The organism is Pseudoalteromonas sp. ABE4_541 (assembly GCF_056312285.1).
Window position 1 is genome coordinate 66,843 of sequence record NZ_JBSVEM010000013.1, and the last position, 23,001, is coordinate 89,843.

Sequence of the window (23,001 nt, forward strand, 5' to 3'; positions counted from 1 at the left end):
CCTACCCCATAGTATTTCATCTGATCAGAAGTAGAGTCAGACTAGTTTCTTTGTACCCATTAATGTAATCTGTGTGTTGATAATATGTGAACGGCATTGGCGCGATTCATTAGGAGCCCCAAATGGCATTTGTACGGCTAAAAAATAACAAAGGAAACTGGTATGAACAAGCAAACCCTCTCGGATTTAGAGCCTCGAATGCCTCAAAATCAAGCACAGGATATGGTATCCGTGGAAGTCGCATTTGCGGCCCGGGTACAGCGCCACCCTGACAGAGCCGCGCTGATTGATGGCACCCAGGAAATCAGCTATCAGTTATTATTAAGCCGAGCAGAGGCGATTGCCGCGAAACTGGTAAAAAGTGGCATTCAGAGCGGTGCTCTGGTAGGCGTTTGTATGGAACGTAATTGGGAATTGGTGGCAACCTTGCTGGGGGTGCTCAGGGCTGGTTGCACTTATGTGCCTCTGGATCCAGCCTATCCGCGAGCTCGGATTGACTACATGCTAGCGCACAGTAAAGCTGCCGCGGTGATCGTAGATGGCAGCGCGTCAGCTGAGTTATGTCAAAGAGTGAGTACGCTCATTTTTCTGGCTGATGTGGACGATGAGCCGAAGCTCCTGCCAGATCCACAAAGCAATCCGCAGGCATTGGCTTATGTAATATACACCTCTGGGTCGAGTGGCGAGCCAAAAGGCGTGGCAATAACACACGCGAACGTGCTTGCCATGTGCACTGCCATGAGCACGCTGTTATCCGAAGAAGAGCTGAGCGGAGTGCTGGCTGCCACGTCGGTGTGTTTTGACCCATCAGTAATGGAGATCATTGGTACCTTATTGCTCGGTGGTACGGTGATCTTGGCAAAAAATATTTTGACATTACCTGAACTACCTAACCTAACACGTGTTCGGACCTGCATTGCCGTGCCTTCGGCCATGAGAGCTTTGCTCAGTGGGTATACATTACCAAATACGCTGCGTTGTTTGATCTTCGGTGGTGAGGTGCTCAGCGCCGAGCTGGTCAAAAAGGTGTATGGCCAGCATCTGGACCTGCGCGTTATCAATGTCTATGGCCCGACCGAGGACACGGTATTTTCAACGGCTGCAGAGATAGGGCCTGATAGGGAGGAAATCACAATCGGCCGCCCAGTCTCAAACACGCGCGCGTATCTGCTTGATGAAGCCTTACAGCCAGTATCTGCTGGCGAAGCCGGTGAACTGTATCTTGCAGGAGATAAGCTGGCTGAGGGATACTTGTTTGATAAGCCCCGCACAGACGTGCGCTTTGTAACGCCTGTATCTGGCAGTGGCATTAAAGAGTCGCGTTTGTATAAAACTGGCGATTTATGTCAGTGGGGCAACAATGGCGAATTGTGCTTTATTTCCCGTGTTGACCAACAGGTCAAAATTCGTGGTTTTCGTATTGAACTGGAAGAAATAGAAGCGGTGCTAAATAAAATGCCGAGTATCGCACAGGCTGCCGTGAACGTGCTGCAGGGCAATTACGCACAGGCTAGATTACAAGCCTGCATTGTCCGTCAGCAAGGTGAAACCTTGAGCGCGGATGTGATTTTATCTTTCGTGGCGCGTTATCTGCCAAATCATATGGTCCCCACTAATGTATGTTTTATGGAATCATTGCCCTATTTACCTAACGGTAAGCTGGACCGCAATAGCCTCCCCGATATACCGGCATCACCGGTGCCCCTAAAAGCGAGTAAGGTAGCCGACTCCGATCAGGCACTCGTAGAACTGATCTGTGATGAGCTGTTTACCTTGCTGGGCCATGCAATAGAGACTGTGAATTTGCAAACTTTTGAACAGGCCGGGTTGGATTCATTAACCACGCTAGAGCTCAGTAATCGCCTGAGTAAGGTGCTTGAATTGAGCTGCCCTGTGCAGGCCATTTATCAGTTTAATACGCCCCAACGTCTGGCTGCGCATCTTCAGGAGTTACGTGGAAACAAGTCATCACCTTCATGTGTTGAAACATTACGTGACACTTTGGGGGAGCTCAGTAACCAGTTACGTGCCAGTCACCCGACCTTTGCGCTGGCCAAAGCCCCAAGCTGGTCGGCTGCAGATAAAAGCAAGTTGGTGCGGATTGCTACTCAGATGGTCAGCGAACGTCGAGCTAACCCCTACAGTAAAGTCTTGCGCAACGGCAGTGGCACACGCGGTGTCGTGGCAGATGCTTATCACAACGATGCGCAAGAGGCGATTATTTGGACCACCAATTTATATCTTGGCTTGAACCGAGATGCCACTGTTGTTGCTGCAGCGCAAGAAGCCGTTACAAAATTTGGCACCGGCATGGGCACCTCTGCTGCTGCGTCAGGGTTAACTGATTTACATCTGGCGTTTGAACAACAGTTTGCCACTTTGGTGGGTAAGCCAGCTGCTTGCTTATTTCCCACAGGCTATACCGCCAACGTTGGTGCGGTTGCTGGGTTACTGGGTGAAAATGATGTGGTGGTGATCGATCAGTTATGCCATGCCTCTATCGTCGATGGTGCGCGCTTATGCGGTGCAAAAGTTCGCACCTTTAAGCATAACGATGTTGATGATCTCAATTCAGTGCTTGTGAGCGAATGTTCCCCGTATAGGACTGTGTTGGTCATTATCGAAGGGGTTTATAGCATGGGGGAAGGAGCGGCACCTGTGGCTGAAATTGTGCGTGCCGCTAAGCGAAACAAGGCGCTGATTTTGGTTGATGAAGCGCACTCCTTTGGGTTTTATGGAGAGCGCGGGGCTGGGATCTGCGCTGCACAGGGCGTCAGTGACGAGGTTGACTTTATTATGACCACGCTGAGTAAATCTCTCGGCAGTCTGGGTGGCGTTGTTGCTACGAGCGCTGAGTATGTTGACTTGCTTAAAGCCTCAGCGAGAGCCTATATTTTTCAGGCGTCAGTGAGTCCGGCTGATATCGGAGCCGCGCTGGCCGCGCTGCAACGTCTCAGTCAGGATGAATCGCTTCGAGAGCAGCTTTGGGATACGGCTCGGTATATGCGAGCACAATTTAGTGCCGCTGGCTTTGAGCTAGGTAGTGGTGACGGACCAATCGTTACGCCACATTTTGGTGATAAAGATAAACTGTATGCGATTGTGCAGCGTTTGTATGAAAAGGGGGTTCAGGCCTCTGCTGTGACTTATCCAATTGTGGAAAGTGGTCGTGGTCGATTACGTTTTATCTGTTCGGCAGCTCATACTAAGGAGGATGTGGACACAACGCTGGTGGCACTAAAAGAAGCGGTACAAGAAGTAGAAGCGCAGTTTGCCAATTTATCAACTGATAGAGAAAGCGTGCCACATAGTGCCTGTGTGTCTACCAACTGGTGGAGCAGTTTTACATCGTATCTAAAACGATGGGTGGATGCACAATCTGGCAAAGCACCAGAATTACAGTTGCTGATCAGTACACCGAATGAGAGTCAGGTTTTGTGCGTGTATCAGAATACCTTGGTAACAGGAATACAGTGCGAAATAGACCTGCCGATGTGTCAAATCATTTGTCATAACGCGGATGCCGCTGCTGCACTTACAATGGGGGATGTTCAGGCGTTGCTGAGGAGTATATGTGATGGTGAATGTGAGTTGAGCGGTCAAAGCGAGGTCTTTATTTGGTTTATGAGTCGTTTACAAGCGTGGGCCTGTGAAAAAGAGCCAGCAACTGAGATGCCTGGAGCTGTCGTTGCTTTGTTATAGAGGCTGTGTTGACTAATACAGAGTTATAATATTCGGTCGGTTAATCAAAAGCGATGTGCACTATATTCAGCGTAAGGCCCAGCTTTACGCTCAATTTTGCATTGCCGTTTTTAGATTGCGTTTAGTAGAGCGCGTTCTGCAGGTTCTATTGCGTAAGCTCTGTGGAGTAAGGAAACGAGTTGTTCGGAATGGGTAAAATTGTTCGACTCAATTTGGGCAACGCCAATCCCTGGAGTCCATGAGTTCATAACGACTCCGCCTTGTAGCTCTGAAAGCCGTTTAAGTGTTATGCTTTCTGTGCGCTGTGGAATATTGAGCTGAGCTAGCTGTCGTTGCACTATTGCCATCATAGTACCTTTGAGCATACGTGCTTTTGGCCAGATGATCGTTTCGCCATCCCAAAAGGCTAAATTCCATATAGTGCCTTCACTCAAATGACCTTTTTTATCCATAAATACGGCATCATCAAACCCTTGACGTACGGCTTGATGCAAAAAGTAAGTTTTGCCTATCTCCCCAACGTGCTTAATTTCTGCAAGTGGTCTCTCGTGAGCAATCACTGCCAGTCGCAATGGCCCTGTGGGACCATTTGTAGGTGAACTTGTGCGAATTAGCACTTGTGGCGCTACGTGCATACTATCAGTAGTAAATTCACCTTTAGGTGAAAACATGGTTATCGTCATTGATTGGTCTGCAAGCCCATTCTCAATGGCCGAATGGATATAAGACCTTAAAAGTGTATCCGGTAGCGCTTTACCATAAAGCACTATGGAAGCCTGACGCAGTCTATCTAGGTGTAGATCCAACCCTTTTACCTTATGATTTCGAACCTGTAGCGCTGAAAAGTGTGCAAACCCTGCAAATGCTAAGTCTGTAAGTTCAGAGCTTGTTATCCATTGTCCATTTAATAAAGTGCGATTGGGAGAAATTGTTGCGCTCATAATGTTAAACCTGATTGAAATAATTTTTCTGAGCTACTAGCATAAACCCTCACATCGCTGTGAGGGTCAAGAGGAAAAGTGAAAATAGGTGAACTGTCCCAAAAAACGGGAGTAAGTATACGCATGCTGCGATACTATGAAGAACAAGGCTTGCTTAAACCAAAACGCACCGCTTCAGGGTATAGGGATTTCGATTCTGGAGAAATCCGTACGCTTGAGCGGATCAAACTGCTCAGCGCTGCGGGGATGAATTTGGCGACAATTTTGCAATTTTTACCGTGCGTAAGAGGTGAAGAACCTGTATTTGAACCTTGTGATGAGCTTAGAGCGCTCTTAAAGGAACAAATTCAAATTGCTGATGAGAAGCTCGCTAAGTTGGCAAAAAGTAGAACAATACTTAAGCATTTCTTATGTGAAATTGAGAAGGATTGAGGTTAAATAGGTACTTTTTAGTTTCGTGGCTGCTTGGTTTACCTTGTGGCTTTTATTGGAACGTAAAAACATAGAGCTAACAAAAATCCATCCAACTGTGTGCCGAGATCATTCTAGCTGCTGGGTTATTGAGGCACGCTTGGTTGCTTGCAGTTAAGTTGTTTCGTTTCACATCCACTTCACATCCACAAACCTAATCTACTTGCACTTAATGTCATCAAGTGGAAACCAAATATGTTGAAAAGCATCATTTTTATAGTCGCTACGGCTGTGATGGGGAGTTTATCAGGGTGCGATATTGTGAATGCAATTCGTATGAAACAATCAAACTCTGATATTGAGCCGGTGTGGGCTGAAAAACAACGGATAAAACTCAAGTCGGTCTTTTTAGGAGAAAAGCCCTATATTTACGCAAATGTGCAGGGGGAAGAGTTACTGTTTTTACTTGACACTGGCGCGAGTTTTTTCGTCCTTCATGATACGCCAAAAGTGCGAAAACTAAATTTAAATCGCACCTTTGAATTTTCAGTGGGAGGATGGGGAGACGAAGAACGCAGTAAAGCTTATCAGTCACATATTGAACGCATTGACCTTGGCGGCGTGTATTTTGACAATGTGAAAGCAGCGGTGATCCCTACCTCTAGAAGTCGTTATTATTTGCGTGATGATGAAGCTATTGAAGATGGCGTGATAGGTCATGACATGATGCGCCATTTTACCTGGGAGATAGATGCAGCTCACAATGACATTTATATCTCTTGGGATAAATATCAGCCAGAAAACAAGGCGCAATATCTAAAACTCGATGAGTTTTTCGGAAAAATTAGAGTTAAGGGTGACCTTGCTTTTAACGAAGAACATATTACAAATGGAGAGTTTATTGTCGATACGGGCAGCCGTCATTACGTTAAGCTCAGTGCTTCCTACCCTGAAAATAAAGAAATCAATATTGCCTCTAGTCGAGTACGAGCCGCTGATTTTGGTCTAAGTGGAAAGGTGGAGCATGACCGAGTGACCTTACCATCACTGACTTTTGGTCGTATCAAATTAGACAATGTAAAAGTAAATTTAATCCCCGGTGGAGACGAAGATGACTGGTGGATTATTGGCAATGCGCTTATGAATCAATTTAAAACGGTCATTGATTACAAAAGTGAGGCATTCTATTTAGTGCCACAACAAGAGTATGTTACTAACTATAACTTATTGGGCCTTGAGCTTCGTAAAATACGTAGCGGCGAATTTGTCGTGCGTTATCTGTTCCCAGAACTACCAGCGAGTGAATTGGGCATCAAAGTGGGAGATTTAGTTACCAAGATAAATACTAAAAGTGCCCATGATATTTCCCTAAGCGATTATAACAACATTGCTTCTCAGGCTGATAAACATCAGCTATGTATTCAGCGAGATAACTTGTGCTTTGACGTTGAAGCCAAGCACATAGACGGATATTCGAATCTATAACCTTGACCTATGAGTGAGCGGCAAAGACAAACTCGTTCTACGTAAGCGATTGAGCGCCTGAAATGCTTAAACGGTTCTTTAAAGGTTAGGTATGTCGAGTGTATTTCCAATCAGGTGCTAGACATTGCTGTTGGCACCTAGATGCGGTTATGAAAATTTCTTTGTTTGCAGGATAGTTACATTATTAATATTAATAAAATGGTATCTGGCAAGTTTAAGTAGTAAAACTACTTTAGTCACAACTTTATTGATGAGCTTAACGCTTCTTTCAATGGGGCGTTTCAAGCACAAAGATAACATGGGCGAAAACGCAAAATGTGACTTATCGCTATGTTTATGGATCAAAAAATACGTTGAGTATCATAAAGCAATAGTATTGATGTATTTATTCCATTACTTTTTACCCAGCCAGTTTTTCTTTATTGCCATCACAGTGTTAGATAAAAAACTCATGAAACTTGATTCATGAGTGAAAGCCAGTATGTAAAAGGCTCAATAGCGGCATGTTTCTTATTCTGCTACACCGTCTTTCTTACACATAAATTATTACAGTACGACCAGTTGAAATGTAAAGTAACATGAAATTTGTTTAACTGCGCCAAGTGGCCTAGTGAGTGGCTGATGCATGTACCTTTATTTACATGAATGGTTTTTATTTATGCAATTGCATTAATTTAATTAAACCGCGAATTCTTATGTAACTCATTGAAGGAGATATTAATTATATTCACTTTACACAATGTGAAGTTAATCATATTTTAATTAGTGATTAGTTGGTCTGTGTTTTGCTCTTAAGTCTATAAGACCTGCCACATGGGCCTAAATTTTACTGTTATTGCACTACAATAGTGCGCAGTAGCGATCAAAATGCACTGTCATAAAGCGTAAATACAATTTTGTTTTACTGCCTAAATGACGACCACTGTTTCCGATTGTTAAGCAGTTAAAGGCACGGCACTGTGGCAAGGATTTATTTACCATGAAGTGGTTTATTTGGAGCCTGCTATGTTAACCAAACGCTTTTTTAAAACAAAAGATGAAGCTGAAGTCACTTTTGAGTTTTCTCACCCTGATGCTAAGAAAGTAGAACTTGTTGCTGAGTTTACTGATTGGCAACCTCTTACAATGAAGTTTGTGAAAAAGGACAATGCTTTCAAGCTCAAGCAGCGTCTTCCAGTAGACAAACAATATCATTTTAAATATTTGATTGATGGCGAACAATGGGATAACGACCACCAAGCTGACGCATACGTAGCAAATGGTTTTGGTACCGAAAACAGCGTTGTTGATACGCAACGTTTAGCGTAGCACGCGGTTATGCAAGGTTTGTCTCAGCTGTTTTATTTGCACGGTATAGGTTACGACTACACAAAATACACCGGGGAACATGTCATTTTTAACGAGCAGGTGCGTGAACAGGCGCTGCGTTGTTGTGGCATAGACACGCGTAACCATGATGAAGTGGAACACCTTAACTATGAGTTGGATATTGCACCGTGGTTACGAGTGGTAGAAGATGTTTGCACGGTAGAACAACACGATGCACTGTTTAAAATAAAAGTGCCTGATTATCGACTTGATTGCTGTGGATATTTAAAGCTTAAAGAGCTGCCCGATTACCGACAAGAGCTAGATTTGTCGAACGCTAGGGTGGTCGGTGAATATCTTTACCAAGGCGTCCGCTACGTTGAAGTTGCATTTAAAATTACCCCTTTACCAGTTGGTTACTTTAACGCTCAACTGCATTTGCCATGGGGCGACTTTGAAACGCAAATATGGTCTGTGCCCAGTGAATGTTATAACCCGATCACCGCTAAAACAACGGGGATTTCGGTTCAGCTATATACATTAAAGAGCGAGCGTAACCTAGGTACTGGTGATTTTGCGGATTTACAAGTATTGATCGAGCAAAGCGTTCAAGTTGGCTGTGATTATATCTTGCTCAATCCGTTGCATCTGCTTTTTGAAACCCAGCATCAACGCGTCAGCCCATATAGTCCAAATCACCGAGCTTTGCTTAACCCTTTGTATATTGCCGTCGATAGAACCGCACAATATGCAGATAGCGCGCAATTACAATCCTTGTATGCCCAATCACGAGCCCAACTAGCGCATGAGAAGTCACAGCAATATATCGACTATCAGGTGGTGAGTGAGTGCAAATATGCGCTGCTCAGGGCTTTGTATGCTGATTTCAAATCGTTTGATGATGGCAGTGAAATTGCCAATCAATTTAGTCGTTTTAAAGTACAGCATGCTGAACAGTTGAGTGTATTAGGAGATGATGAGCAGGGGGGTTTTTGGCAGTTTTTGGCTTTTCAACAATTAAGTGAGTGCCAACAGTTAAGTCGACGTCTGGGTATGCAGGTGGGTTTGATTAACGATTTAGCGGTAGGTTGTGCCGACGATAGCTTGGAATTTAAGGCAAATCAGGAGCTTTACGTGAGTGAGGCGCATGTAGGTGCGCCGCCGGATCCTTGGGCCGAAAATGGTCAAGATTGGGGATTACCCGCGTTAAATCCACAAAAACTCAAAACTGACCGCTATTCATTTTTTAGGCAGCTACTGCGAAGCAATATGTCTTGTGTTGGTGGTTTGCGCATTGACCATGTAATGGCAATTCGACGTTTATGGTGGTGTTTTAGCGTGGCACAACAGCAACAAGGTTGTTATGTGTACTACCCATTTGAGCATTTAATCGCGCTTTTGAAAATAGAGTCACAACTTAACAAAGCCTTGGTTATTGGCGAAGACCTTGGGGTTGTACCCCCGGAAATAAGAACGGTAATGCTAGACGCTAGTATGTTTGGTAATACGCTGTTTTATTTTGAGAAAAATCAATCTGATGAATTCTTACCACAACAACAGTTACGCCAACATGTTTTATTGATGGTGGCTAATCATGACGTACCACCGTTTATTGCGTGGTGGCAAGGTGATGACATTCAACTGCGTATTGACTACTCACTACTTGAGCCAAGTTCACGTGAACTGGAGTTTGAAAAACGTCAACAAGAGAAGAGTAAATTATTGAATTGGATACATACGTGCGGTTTCAAGGAGGTTAGCATGCAAAGCAGTGCTTCAGAAGTCTATGAGCGTTTAATGCTAGCGCTTGCGCAGTCCCCCAGTGAACTGCTTTGTATACAGTTGGACGACCTCGATGAGCAAACCCTACCAGTTAATATTCCGGGCACTTATTTGGAGTATCCTAATTGGCGTCGCCGACTTAACCATAGCGTTGAAGAAATATTTAATAAAAAAGGTGACTTTGTTGCCACCTTAACAAATAGCAGGAAAGGACTATGAATAGCGTGGTATCAGCAAACCAACCAATCGTAGATTACTCAGCACAACTAGAGGCATTGCAAAACGGCTGCTTCTGTGACCCATTTTCATTCCTGGGGTGTCATAAACTATCAGACAACAAAGCTGAACTTAGGGTGTTTTTGCCGAGTGCTAAATCGGTCAGTATTAAAATTGCTGGTAAACCCCATAATCTGAAAAGGTATTTGAAAAGCGATTTGTTTTTATTGTCGCTAGAAGATACGAACCTGTCGCATAAAAACAAATTAACGGTGCAATACGATGATCATCAAGTGACTAAGTACGATGTATATCGCTTTGGCTGCCATTTGGATGAGCAAGCACTGTATTTGTTTAATGAAGGTACACTTGAACATGCTTATAAGCATTTGGGTGCACATTTTGTAAAACACGAGGGTGTAAAAGGGGTTCGCTTTGCGGTTTGGGCGCCGAATGCAAAAAGTGTTTCGGTTATCGGTGATTTTAACTGCTGGCAACGCTCTGAGCATTTTATGCGTTTACATCCGGCCAGTGGTATTTGGGAGTTGTTTATTCCAGATCTAAAGCCGGATCAATGCTATAAATTCAGTATTGTCGATAATTATGGTCATGTACAAGACAAGGCCGATCCGTTTGCGTTTAAAATGCAACAAGCGCCGGGTACCGCTTCAATATTGCAACCGAGTGCAAAGCGCAAACCTTTAACCGCAAGCCAGCAAAAGCAAAAGGCTGCTCGCAATAGCATTAGTGCGCCAATTAGTATTTATGAAGTGCACTTAGGCTCTTGGAAACGCCGTATTGATGAAGACAATCGTTATCTCACATATCGTGAATTGGCAGATGACTTGATTGAATACGTTAAAGGCATGGGGTTTACACACATACAGCTTATGCCAGTGAGTGAATACCCCTTTGATGGCTCATGGGGTTATCAGCCCGTGGGCTTATTTGCACCAACGAGTCGATTTGGTAGCTATGAAGATTTTATGTATTTTGTTGAGTGTTGTCATGATGCAGATTTAGGCTTGCTAATAGACTGGGTGCCAGGTCATTTCCCATCAGATCCGCATGGTTTGCACAAATTTGATGGCACACACCTCTTTGAGCACGCTGATGCCCGTCAAGGCTTCCACCCCGATTGGAATACCTATATTTATAACTACGACCGCCCCGAAGTGAAAAGCTTTCTACTAGCCAGTGCTATGTATTGGTTGGACGAGTTTAAAATTGATGGGCTCAGGGTCGATGCGGTTGCGTCAATGCTGTACTTAGATTACAGCAGAAAGGATGGCGAGTGGGTCGCAAACGCCTTTGGTGGAAGAGAAAACTTAGGTGCCATTGATTGCCTACAGCAGGTAAATAAGCGTTGTTATGGTAATGACAATAGCATCATGATGGTGGCTGAAGAGTCTACTGCTTGGCCGGGGGTCACTAACAGTGTTGATAACAACGGCCTAGGGTTTGGTTTTAAATGGAATATGGGTTGGATGAATGACAGCTTAGGCTATATGAGTCGTGATCCAATTCATCGGCAATATCATCACCACGAAATGACCTTCTCGATGGCGTACGCCTATTCTGAAAATTATATTTTGCCACTCAGTCACGACGAAGTGGTTCACGGTAAAGGCTCTTTGCTTAGCAAAATGCCGGGCGATGATTGGCAGCAATTTGCGAACCTACGCGCCTATTTTGCCTTCATGTTTGCACACCCAGGTAAAAAGCTCTTGTTTATGGGAAGTGAGCTCGGTGGTAGAGATGAATGGGACCACAACCAAAGTTTAGATTGGTCTCTATTAGCACATGAATCCCACCAAGGTATTCAAAAAACCATTAAGCACTTGAATCACATTTATCGCTCAACACCTGCCTTATACGAGTGTGACAACACGCCTGCTGGGTTCCAATGGATAGATTGTAATAACGCAGCACAGAGTTTGTTTAGCTTTGTTCGTTTTGGCAAAAGTGCCAAAGAGTTGCTGGTGGTCATTAGCCATTTAACACCTCAGGTGTTTCATCAGTATCGAATTGGTGTACCCAAAGCGGGCGTTTATGAAGTCGTCCTTAATACAGATGATAAAACTTTGTATGGCTCAGGCGTGAAGGTGGTAGGAACTAAACAGCAGTTGATACAAACGCAAGATACACCAGCACATGGTTTTGAGCAAAGCATCGTGATCAGTATTCCTGCATTGGCTACCTTATACCTGCGTTGGATAAATGGATAACCTATGTTGACTTCTAAGCGTGGGAGCTGTCGCCCGCTAGGCAGTAGTTTGGTTGATAACGGTGTTAACTTTGCAGTTTATGCACCGGATGCGCGCAAGGTTAGTTTATGTCTTTTTGATGTGAGTGGACACTCCGAAATTGCACGTATTGAGATGTGTTTACATGAAGGGGGCGTGTGGAGCACATTTGTAGAGCCTCTCTCGATAGGCTGTTTATATGGTTATCGCGTCGATGGTGATTATAACGCTGCCAAAGGGAGATTGTTTAACCCAAACAAGCTCCTTCTAGATCCATACGCAAAAGACTTTCACGGTGAATTTACCTGGAGCGAAAGACATTTTTGTCACATGCCCGTGGGAACGCTTAGCTCATTAGATAATGCCATTGATATGCCCAAGTCCAGAGTCGTTGATATTGAAAAGTATCAAGGAAAGCGACCAAAAGTACCTTGGTCAAAAACAGTTATTTATGAATGTCATGTAAAAGGTGCAACGTATCGTCACCCTGAGATCCGCGCATCACTCAGAGGCAAGTTTCTCGCGCTGGCAGAGCCCGCGTTTGTGAATCATATTAAGCGACTTGGGGTGACTACCATCGAATTGTTACCTGTCCAGGCGTTTGTAAGTGAGCAGTTTCTTACCACGAAAGGTTTGAGAAACTACTGGGGATACAACACGTTAAATTACTTTACGCCACATAAAGCTTATTTAAGCTCAAATGATGTCAGTGAATTTCAACAAACGGTTCAACGCTTACATGAAGTAGGGTTGGAGGTCATTTTAGACGTGGTTTATAACCACACCGCTGAAGCGGGGGTGGATGGCCCTATGTTGTCGCTAAAAGGATTTAATAACCGTGGTTACTATCGAAGTGTTGAAGGTCAGCCAGATGTTTACATCAACGATACGGGTTGTGGTAATACACTTAATATTGACAACCCTTACGCACTGCAACTCGTACTCGATAGCTTGCGCTATTGGGTTGAGGTGATGGGCGTTGATGGCTTTAGGTTTGATTTGGCTCCCATTTTGGCTCGTAACGCGGATGGTTTTAATCGTTACCACGCGTTTTTACAAGCTATACAACAAGATCCCGTACTGCAAGATGTTAAGTTGATTGCTGAGCCTTGGGATATCGGTCCAGGAGGCTATCAACTGGGCGCATTTCCAGCACCTTGGCGCGAGTGGAACGATAAATACCGTGATACGGTTAGGCAGTTTTGGCGTGGTGATAAGGGAGTGCTTCCCGAACTTGCGCGTAGAGTGCATGGCTCTCATGATCTTTTTGAGCACAATCTGCGAGGACCTTTGAGTTCGATTAATTTTATAACCAGCCATGACGGTTTCACACTTGCTGATTTGGTCAGTTATGAGCATAAGCATAATGAAGCAAATGGTGAAATGAACAGAGATGGACATAGCGCAAATCATTCAATGAACTGCGGTCAAGAGGGATTTTCAACAGACCCAAAAGTAACCTCATTACGTTTAAAAATGCAAAAGAATGCTTTGTTAACTCTGTTTTTATCTAAAGGTGTGCCTATGATTGCTTCTGGCAGTGAGTTTAGTCACTCTCAGGGGGGGAATAACAACGCCTATTGCCAAGATAACCGCACTAACTGGTTGGCTTGGAAATCATCTCAATTTAATCATAGCTTAACGTTTTTTATTCAAGAATTAATCGCACTTCGAGACAAGTTTGCTGCTTTTTCGCACCCATTTTACATTCATGCGAACGATCCCCGTTTTAGTGTGCAGTGGCTTAATGAGCAAGGCGAACCTATGTTGCCAGAGCAGTGGCACGAAGTCTCAAGGCAGTGGTTAGGGTACATGCTGGTTGATAAACAATGCTCGCAAAGCGTGTTGATTGTGTTAAATGCAAGTGTCGATGCGATGGAGTTCACCATGCCATATTCGCCTTTTAGTGAATATTGGCAGCTTGTTATTGCAAGCGATCCGCAAGCAAAGTCAGACAAAATTTCAGTTTCTATTTCCCCCCAATCTAGTTGGGTTTTTACATCGGTAAAAGAAGGAATCTCTCATGGCCAAAAAGACTGCTAACGTGTGTGTGGTTAAGCACTGGCAAGATGCGCCTAAGTTAGACGAAAGTACACTAAGTGATGATTTAAGTCGTCATTTTTACTACACACTCGGTCGCGATAAAGTCGGTGAGTCGCAACTGTACTTGTATCACGCATTAGCGCTGACCATTCGCGATAGACTTGTTTCAAGGTGCCGAGCAACAAAGCAGCACATTAGCGAGAAGAAAACCCGCAAAGCAGCCTATCTATCGTTAGAGTTTTTAATGGGTCGAGCTTTAGGTAATGCGGTACTGAATTTAGATTTAGAACACAGTACAAAACAAGCTTTAGAGCAGTATTGTACTGAGCTTGAGAAAGTCGGTGAAGCCGAACACGATGCGGGCTTGGGTAATGGTGGTTTAGGACGTTTAGCCGCATGCTTCTTGGATAGTTGTGCGAGCCTTGCGTTGCCTGTAGTCGGTTATGGTATTCGTTATGAGTACGGTATGTTCAATCAATCAATTGAGCAAGGTTACCAAGTTGAACAGCCTGATAACTGGCTGCGAGAAGGGCACCCGTGGGAATTGGCTGCACCAGAACAATCACAACGAGTTAAATTTTTTGGTCATGTCGAAACTTTTAAAGATAGAAATGGTCGTGAACATAGGCAGTGGGTAGATACGCAAGATGTACTTGCTGTGCCCTACGATGTGCCAATCCCTGGTTATAAAAATGGTGTAGTTAACACGTTAAGACTTTGGAAATCTGAAGCGACGGATGAATTCGACCTATCGGAGTTTAATGCGGGGAGTTACTCAGAAGCTGTGGCTAGGAAAAACCTTGCTGAACAGATCACCATGGTACTCTATCCTAATGACAGCAGCGAAAACGGTAAAGAATTACGCTTACGTCAGCAGTACTTCCTATCGAGTGCAAGCTTGCAAGATATTCTAGTTCAATGGGTCGAGCGTTATGGTGCTAATTTTAAGGATTTTGCTGATTATCATGTATTCCAACTAAATGATACACACCCAAGCATTGCGGTTGCTGAACTCATGCGTTTGTTTGTGGATGTTTATGAGCTAAGCTGGGATGAAGCGTGGCAGATCACGACACAAACCATGGCTTACACTAACCACACATTATTACCAGAAGCGCTTGAGAAGTGGTCAGTTCCTTTATTCCAAAAGTTATTACCTCGTTTGCTTGAAATCATTTACGAAATCAATGCACGCTTTTTAGCGCAAGTTGCTTTGCAATGGCCGGGCGATGTGGATAAACAAAGAGAATTATCGTTAATTGAAGAAGGAGATGTGCCACAAGTACGCATGGCATACTTGGCAATCGTTGGAAGTTATTCAGTTAACGGAGTTGCGGCTTTACATACTGAGCTATTAAAGTCAGGGCTCTTTAAAACCTTCTATGAACTGTGGCCGAAAAAGTTTAATAACAAAACCAACGGCGTAACACCAAGACGCTGGTTAGCGCATTGTAACCCTGCTTTGAGCGAACTGATCACCGCAAAAATTGGGGCACAGTGGACGGCCGATTTTTCGCAAATTGATAAGCTACGTCGTTATTACGATGACGAAGAGCTCCATAAACAATGGCTGCGTGTAAAAAGCGAGAATAAGCAGCGGCTTTGTGAGCTTGTTAAGTTACGTTGTGGCGTTGAATTTGACCCGTCAATGATGTTTGACGTGCAGGTTAAACGTATCCATGAATATAAGCGCCAGCTGCTTAATGTGCTGCATATCATTCACCTTTATGACCGAATTTTAAAGGGAAATGTTGATGGAATGGCACCGCGTTGTGTGCTGATCGGCGGAAAAGCCGCGCCAGGTTATTACATGGCAAAGAAAATTATTAAGCTTATCAACAACGTTGCCAGTGTGATCAACAGTGATGAGAAGGCCAAACCTTACTTGCGCGTGGCCTTTTTCCCTAACTATAACGTCACTGCAATGGAAGCAATTTGCCCTGCGACAGATTTGTCTGAACAAATATCTACAGCAGGTAAAGAAGCGTCGGGTACTGGGAACATGAAGTTCATGATGAATGGCGCAATTACCATTGGTACTTTGGACGGCGCTAATATCGAAATACGAGACAATGTGGGTGCAGATAATTTCTTTTTGTTTGGCGCGCACGCTGACCAAACAGATGCAATCAGAAGCAACTACAATCCACAGCAAATAATTGAACAGAATCCAAATTTTGAAGCAGTCATGGCACTGCTAGAAAGTGGTCATTTTAACTTATTTGAAGTGGGTATATTCGACGACATTATCAATGCAATAAAAAGCCCACAAGATCCATGGCTCGTAGCACATGATTTTCCAAGTTATGTGGAGGCGCAGCAAAAAGCGGCCGACACCTATCTTGATAAATCCACATGGACTCGGATCAGCATACTCAATACTGCGGCCAGTGGAAGTTTTTCCAGTGACCGAACAATTCAACAATATTGCGATGAGATTTGGCGCTTGCAGCCAATGCAATAGACCACCACACAAGGATAAATGGAGAAAGTTATGCCCAGTTATGCAAATCGCTACATAAGTAGTTTAACCAGAGAAACTTACGCCTTGATTTTAGCCGGTGGTCGAGGATCTCGTTTACATGAATTAACCAATTGGCGTGCTAAGCCTGCAGTGTATTTTGGTGGTAAACACAGGATCATCGATTTCCCCCTGTCAAACTGTATTAATTCAGGGATCAGACGTGTTGGTATTGCCACGCAATACAAATCACATTCATTGATCCGCCATGTCAATCGCGCTTGGGGACATTTTAAGAAAGAGCTAGGTGAGTCGGTAGAAATTCTGCCAGCATCACAAAGGTATAGTGATGAGTGGTACTGTGGTACGGCGGATGCCGTGTTCCAAAACATGGATATTATCAGACATGAACTCCCTAAATACGTGATGATCCTATCTGGCGACCATGTATATCGCATGGACTACGGAGCATTGCTTGCAAAACACGTTGAAACGGGTGCAGACATGACAGTTTGTTGTATTGAGGTGCCCTGCGAAGAGGCTGCGAACACCTTCGGTGTAATGACTGTAGACGGTGATAAGCGTGTTCGTCGCTTTGATGAAAAGCCAGCAGAGCCGACTTCAATACCCGGTAAAGATGGCATTTGTTTGGCATCTATGGGTAATTATGTGTTTAATACTGAGTTTCTGTTTGAGCAGCTAAAGCAAGATGCTGAGCGAGAAGGGTCAGGTCGCGATTTTGGACATGACATTATTCCAGCCATCATAGAAGAGCATAATGTTTTTGCATTCCCATTTAGAGATCCCAGCCATGAAGGTCAGCCTTATTGGCGCGATGTGGGTACTTTAGATTCTTTCTGGGAAGCGAATATGGAATTGGTTTCACCAGAGCCACAACTTGACCTTTATGATCCTACTTGGCCAATTTGGACTTATCAGGAGCAGCTTCCACCTGCAAAGTTTATTTTTGACGATGATGAACGCCGTGGTATGGCTGTTGATTCAACCGTTTCAGGTGGATGTATTATTTCTGGTTCGGTTGTTCGACGCTCACTATTGTTCTCAAACGTTCATGTGCATTCATACTGTGAAATAGAGGGATCAGTTGTGCTTCCTGGTGTGGTAATTGAGCGTAACTGCCGAATTCGTAATGCAATTGTCGACCGTGGTTGTCACTTACCTGCTGGACTAGAAATTGGTTTTGATGCGCAAACGGATAAAGAAAATGGCTTTAGAGTCACCAATAAAGGTATAGTATTGGTCACGAGAGAAATGTTGCTGGCGTACGAGAAAAAAAAGCAACTAAGCTTGGTTGAACGACAAACTGCATAAATAAGGCGTAACATGCGGGTATTAATGGTGGCGGCCGAAAATGATCGGTTGCCGAACTGTAAAGTAGGTGGCGTTGCGGATGTGATCCGTGACGTGCCTTATGCTCTGGGTAAACAGGGCATTCAAGTTGCGGTGGTTGTGCCTGACTATGGAAGTGGTCAGCTAAATCGTACGTTTGTTGGTGATATTGCTGTACCGTTTCGCCAGCATCTAGAGACTGCTTCTTTATGGCAAGTCGAGCAAGAAGATGGCGTAGTGCAATATGTGTTGTCGCATTCGCTGTTTAGCGAGCATCATGGGGCAATCTATTGTAATGATGAGAGTCACAGGCCATTTGCGACAGATGCGAGTAAATTTGCATTTTTTTCCGCTGCGGTGAGTGAGGCGATTGAGCATATGATGTTTGGTAAGCTTGACGTCCTTCATCTTCATGACTGGCATGCCGCATGTGTAAGTGTGTTGCAAAAATTTAGTCCGCGTTTTGTTTATCTTAAGCAATTAAAAACGGTGTACACGGTACACAACTTGGCGTTACAAGGGATCAGGCCCTTTAACGGCGATGACTCAAGCTTAGAAGCTTGGTTTCCTACGCTAAGTTATGACGGGCAGCAGCTTTGCGACCATCAACATCCTAATTGCTTTAACCCAATGAGAAGTGCGATAGGTTTGGCGGATAAAGTGCATGTCGTCTCACCTACTTACAGCGAAGAAGTGCTACACACCAGTGAACCAGATAGAGGTTTTTTTGGTGGTGAAGGCCTAGAACATGATATGCAAATTGCCAAACGGCATGGCAAGCTGCACGGTATTCTCAATGGGTGTGAATATCCCAGCGACATGTGCGAACAGCCAACACTTGACGAATACTTGCATCGTGTAGAATACACATTGCTAGCGTGGATGGCGGGGGATAGACAGCTTAAGTCTTGTCACTATATCGCACATCAGCGATTAAAACAGTGGCAAGGTAGCTCATTTGAGGGCCCGCTTATTACAAGTGTCGGTCGTTTGACAGATCAAAAGGCATTGCTTTTACGTCAAAGCACCGAGCATGGTTTGGTGTTTGACACGATCGCAAGCATTGCATCAGGGTATATGGGCAAACTGATAGTTCTTGGGTCTGGTGATCAGTACTTAGAAGACTTGTTTACACAAGTAATGGCTCGGCATGAGAACGTATTGTATCTGAATGGCTATGGTAAGCACATTGGCGATCAGTTGTATAGCTTGGGCGATCTGTTTTTGATGCCAAGTTCGTTTGAGCCTTGTGGGATCAGCCAAATGCTGGCAATGCGAGCGGGGCAACCTTGCTTGGTACATGGCGTAGGTGGACTTGTAGATACCGTAACACATTTGGAAACGGGTTTTTCATTTGGGGGTGAAGACCTATCCGAACAGGTGCAACAGTTAACGGCAACTTTTGAAGATGCAATGGCCTTATATCGCCAAAATAGTCAACAGTATCAACAGTTACGCAACAATGCGAGCGCGTTGCGTTTCACATGGGAGTCTGTTGCACAACAGTACATAAAGCAACTTTATGATTAGTAAGTAGTTTGTTTTATGAGCGATTTTATAAAAAGCAGACTTCGGTCTGCTTTTTTATTAGTAGATGCTATAGTTAATAAACTATTTTTTACCAACTATTAATAGCTTAGTTCTATATTATTCTTCGTCATTTATGGTTAGAATCTAACTTTTAATCAGGAACAAAGTGCTACATGGGAAGTGGCAGGTAATGAGGAGTCAACATTTGAAGGTTTTTGTTGCTCGACAAGCTATTTTCAATCGCAAAAAGCAGGTTGTAGCTTACGAGCTGTTGTTTCGTGATGGTAAAAGCAATTGTTTTCCTGACATTGCTGAGGACGCCGCGACCGCAAAATTGATCATGGACAATCAGCTAAATCTCGGAACTCGTTACCTTACCTCTGGAAAAAAGGCTTTAATCAACATTGGACCGGACTCATTGAAGCAAGATTTGGCTCATTTTTTACCTGCCCGAGATGTGATACTTGAGTTACTAGAGACGATTACGCCCAATCATGATAGCTATGAGAAGGTCAGAGAGCTTTTTCATTTAGATTACCGATTGGCACTCGACGATTTCGAATACACTAAGCAATGGGAACCATTTTTAAAGCTTGTTAGGCTCGTAAAATTTGATATTCAACAAAACTCGTTAGATGAGATTACCCATTTAGTTGAAGAGTTTAAAAAAAGAAAAAATGTAAAGTTATTGGCAGAAAAAGTAGAAACAGAAGCCGAGTTTGAGCAAGCTAGGACAATGGGTTTTCATTTTTTTCAAGGTTACTTTTTTGCTAAACCTAGAGTCATCCAGCAAAATGATATAGAAATAAACTATGCAGTGGCTCTACTCATCTATGCGGAAGTGTTAAAACCCCATATTAATATCGATAAGATTGCACGTCTGTTCGCGCAAGATACAGCGCTCGCTTATAAACTACTGCGATTGATCAACTCTGGTGTTTTTCCATTAAAAAATCGTATTGAATCTCTAAAGCAGGCGCTTGTTTATTTAGGTGATGAGAGAGTTAAAAAGTTTGTTGGGCTGATCATGACGGCACACGTCGCGGAAGGAAAGCCTACAGAGTTGACTCGCTTAAGTATCGTGCGTTCGCGCTTTTGTGAACTTATTGCTAAAAGCTTACAACCTAATATGAGCGGCATGAGTTTTTTAACAGGTTTGTTTTCCTTGCTGGATGCGATACTGGATAGGCCAATGGAACAAGTGGTAGCGAGATTGCCGTTTCCAGATGAATTACAAGATGCCTTAATGGGTAAGCACAACTTTTTGTATTACATCTTAAATGTGGTTAGAGCATATGAAAGTGGAAGCTGGTGGAATTTGCAAGAGGCGTGTGGCTTATTAAATTTAGATGATAAAAAACTGCCCGATTTTCATGCTGATGCCATCCGTTGGGCTGATATGTACAAGGATAATATTTTCTAAATGGCGCGCATTAAACAATTAGATAGCTTGCGCGGTATTGCGGTGCTTGGCCTCATTTTACTTAATATTTATTTCTTCTCAATTTTTGAATCTGGCTATGTAGGGTCCATTTCACCTCCCGTAAGTGACGTATTGATAGATTATCTGAATGTGTTACTTTTTGATGGAAGATTTCGCGCACTATTTTGCATGCTGTTTGGCGCAGCACTCGTGATCCAGTTCAATAAGCAAGGTCGCTCTGACTTTTTGAAACCGAGACTTAAGTTACTTGTCGTTTTTGGTGTTTTACATGGCATTTTTATTTGGCCTGGCGATATATTATTGAGTTATGGATTAGCCGGTTTTATAGCACTGAGCTACTTGCAGCGATCTGATGCGACCTTATTACGTCATGGTATGCTTATGATATTAATAAGCGGTTTGTTATTACTTTTACTGACAGGTGACGAGCCCACAATTTACAGGGACACACCAGAATTTGAAGACATTTTAAATTCAGCGCCAAACACACTACTTGGTTTGCTCGTCCATAATATTAAATTGTTTGTAATCATGCTTTTTATGCTGCCCATTTTAACATTGTGGAATGCGTTGGGTGTAATGCTCATTGGTATGCTGTGCTACAGACATAGCGTGTTTCATAAAGGCCTACCAGCCCCTGTGTTGTCTCGATTGCTAGTTGCTGTTGCGGTTTTATCTGTGATGAGTGGTGTTATTAAGTATGTTGGGGAAGCGCGCTATGCTTACTTTGTTGATGCCATTATTTGGGCTAATGCCGTTATTGGGGGGCTTCTCATTGCGCATGTTAATGCCCATATGTCTATAAAAAGTGTAATTTCTGTACGGCTGCAAGCCGTTGGAAAATTAGCTCTTACATGTTATCTGATGCAATCCATTATGATGGTGCTGTATTTTACCTGGCTAAATTCAAATGCCCGTATCGAATTTAATCGCATTGATTACATACAATTGGCACTTATTGTAATTATCTTGCAGCTACTTTTAGCGCCCATTTATTTAAAGTATTTCAAGCAAGGCCCTTTTGAATGGCTGTTGCGTGTTTTGACTAATAAGCAGCTTAGGCGCTTGGAGTATTAGTTCAGAACATTGAAGCGTCAGAAAATTAAGCATTTTGCACTGTGATGGTTTAAAATGCCTTCTTTTGATTGAGCATTAAGAAGGGTAACGCGTGACGCAATCAACACGGCTAAATAAATACATCAGCGAGACAGGTTTTTGCTCTCGCAGAGAAGCTGACAAGCTGATAGAAACGGGCCGAGTTAAGGTGAATGGAAGTTCACCCGAAATGGGGTTGAAGGTTAGCGATGCCGATTCCATTTTAATTGATGGCAAGCCGCTCAAAGCAAAGCCAAAAAGAGTTTATATTGCCTATAACAAACCGGTTGGCGTGACCTGTACAACAGAAAGAAAAATAAAAAGTAACATTGTCAGTGCCATTAACTATCCTGAGCGTATTTTTCCTATTGGGCGATTGGATCGGCCTTCTGAAGGCCTGATCTTTTTGACCAATGAAGGCGACATAGTGAATAAAATCCTACGTGCTGGAAATAATCACGAGAAAGAGTACGTTGTAAAAGTAGATAAACCAATCAACAAGCGTTTCGTTGAGCGAATGGCAGGAGGTTTACCTATTCTAGATACTGTTACTAAAAAGTGTTTTGTTAAGCAAACAAGCGATAGAACATTTACTATCGTTTTGACGCAAGGACTCAACCGACAGATCCGCCGAATGTGTGAGTATTTGGGATATGAAGTAACCAGCCTTAAACGTGTTCGCATCATGAATGTCAACTTGAACGGTCTTCGTCCGGGTGAGTGGCGGCATCTTACTGATGATGAAATGAAAGAGATCAACGGCTCGATTGCAGATTCAGCGAAAACTGAAGAAGGCTCAGTTGATGTTAATAAAAAGCCAAAAATGCCACGAGCACAGCAAAAAGAGAAAACGCAAAGTAAAGAGCCTAGAAAAGCCGCTGCTAATAAATCAACATATGAAAACAAGCGCAATCATCGCTCCAATCAAAGGCCAAAAAGGAAATCGGGCACGTTGAGCTTGAACAAAAGTAAGACTTGAAAGGATTG

14 protein-coding genes are annotated in these 23,001 nt (G+C 43.5%); 13 read left to right on the top strand and 1 reads right to left on the bottom strand.

All coding sequences use genetic code 11. From position 1 onward, the window contains the following. Positions 1-162: 162 nt before the first annotated feature. Positions 163-3,702 carry an amino acid adenylation domain-containing protein gene (locus ACW689_RS13555; protein ID WP_476292216.1) on the top strand — a complete coding sequence of 1,180 codons (3,540 nt, stop codon included), beginning with the start codon at positions 163-165 and terminating at the stop codon, positions 3,700-3,702. Positions 3,703-3,812: 110 nt separating this feature from the next. On the opposite strand, the gene ACW689_RS13560 is transcribed toward ACW689_RS13555, so the two are convergent. Further along, positions 3,813-4,643, bottom strand: coding sequence for an aminotransferase class IV family protein (locus ACW689_RS13560; RefSeq protein ID WP_476292218.1), 831 nt, complete (start codon positions 4,641-4,643; stop codon positions 3,813-3,815). Positions 4,644-4,721: 78 nt separating this feature from the next. On the opposite strand from ACW689_RS13560, the gene ACW689_RS13565 reads away from it, so the two are divergent. The 12 genes from ACW689_RS13565 to rluF all read left to right on the top strand — a co-directional run bounded on the left by ACW689_RS13565 (position 4,722) and on the right by rluF (position 22,993). Beyond that, the gene (locus ACW689_RS13565) at positions 4,722-5,075 is read left to right on the top strand and encodes a MerR family transcriptional regulator (RefSeq protein ID WP_476292220.1); all 354 of its coding nucleotides are present in this window, start codon (positions 4,722-4,724) and stop codon (positions 5,073-5,075) included. Between the two features lie 234 nt (positions 5,076-5,309). Beyond that, complete coding sequence (locus tag ACW689_RS13570; protein WP_476292222.1) at positions 5,310-6,539, top strand: aspartyl protease family protein; 1,230 nt, start codon at positions 5,310-5,312, stop codon at positions 6,537-6,539. 1,005 nt (positions 6,540-7,544) lie between these two features. Further along, a complete protein-coding gene (locus tag ACW689_RS13575) occupies positions 7,545-7,847 on the top strand; it encodes an isoamylase early set domain-containing protein (protein ID WP_476292224.1) in 303 nt (100 codons plus the stop codon). 9 nt (positions 7,848-7,856) lie between these two features. Further along, positions 7,857-9,848: a 4-alpha-glucanotransferase gene (gene malQ / locus ACW689_RS13580; protein ID WP_476292226.1), complete on the top strand. Its 1,992-nt coding sequence runs from the start codon at positions 7,857-7,859 to the stop codon at positions 9,846-9,848. Beyond that, positions 9,845-12,073: a 1,4-alpha-glucan branching protein GlgB gene (gene glgB / locus ACW689_RS13585; protein ID WP_476292228.1), complete on the top strand. Its 2,229-nt coding sequence runs from the start codon at positions 9,845-9,847 to the stop codon at positions 12,071-12,073. The genes malQ and glgB overlap by 4 nt, the downstream gene beginning before the upstream one ends. Positions 12,074-12,076: 3 nt before the next feature. Next, the gene (glgX, locus tag ACW689_RS13590) at positions 12,077-14,134 is read left to right on the top strand and encodes a glycogen debranching protein GlgX (RefSeq protein ID WP_476292230.1); all 2,058 of its coding nucleotides are present in this window, start codon (positions 12,077-12,079) and stop codon (positions 14,132-14,134) included. Further along, positions 14,115-16,598 carry a glycogen/starch/alpha-glucan phosphorylase gene (locus ACW689_RS13595; RefSeq protein ID WP_476292232.1) on the top strand — a complete coding sequence of 828 codons (2,484 nt, stop codon included), beginning with the start codon at positions 14,115-14,117 and terminating at the stop codon, positions 16,596-16,598. Before glgX ends, ACW689_RS13595 begins: the two co-directional genes overlap by 20 nt. A 30-nt stretch (positions 16,599-16,628) precedes the next feature. Continuing rightward, on the top strand, positions 16,629-17,927 hold the full coding sequence (gene glgC / locus ACW689_RS13600; protein WP_476292234.1) for a glucose-1-phosphate adenylyltransferase: 1,299 nt from the start codon (positions 16,629-16,631) through the stop codon (positions 17,925-17,927). 12 nt (positions 17,928-17,939) lie between these two features. After that, positions 17,940-19,475 carry a glycogen synthase gene (locus tag ACW689_RS13605; protein ID WP_476292236.1) on the top strand — a complete coding sequence of 512 codons (1,536 nt, stop codon included), beginning with the start codon at positions 17,940-17,942 and terminating at the stop codon, positions 19,473-19,475. 205 nt (positions 19,476-19,680) lie between these two features. Further along, on the top strand, positions 19,681-20,898 hold the full coding sequence (locus ACW689_RS13610) for an EAL and HDOD domain-containing protein (protein WP_476292238.1): 1,218 nt from the start codon (positions 19,681-19,683) through the stop codon (positions 20,896-20,898). After that, positions 20,899-21,996, top strand: coding sequence for a DUF418 domain-containing protein (locus tag ACW689_RS13615; protein ID WP_476292240.1), 1,098 nt, complete (start codon positions 20,899-20,901; stop codon positions 21,994-21,996). A 91-nt stretch (positions 21,997-22,087) separates the two neighbouring features. Next, positions 22,088-22,993 carry a 23S rRNA pseudouridine(2604) synthase RluF gene (gene rluF / locus ACW689_RS13620; RefSeq protein WP_476292242.1) on the top strand — a complete coding sequence of 302 codons (906 nt, stop codon included), beginning with the start codon at positions 22,088-22,090 and terminating at the stop codon, positions 22,991-22,993. Positions 22,994-23,001: the final 8 nt, after the last annotated feature.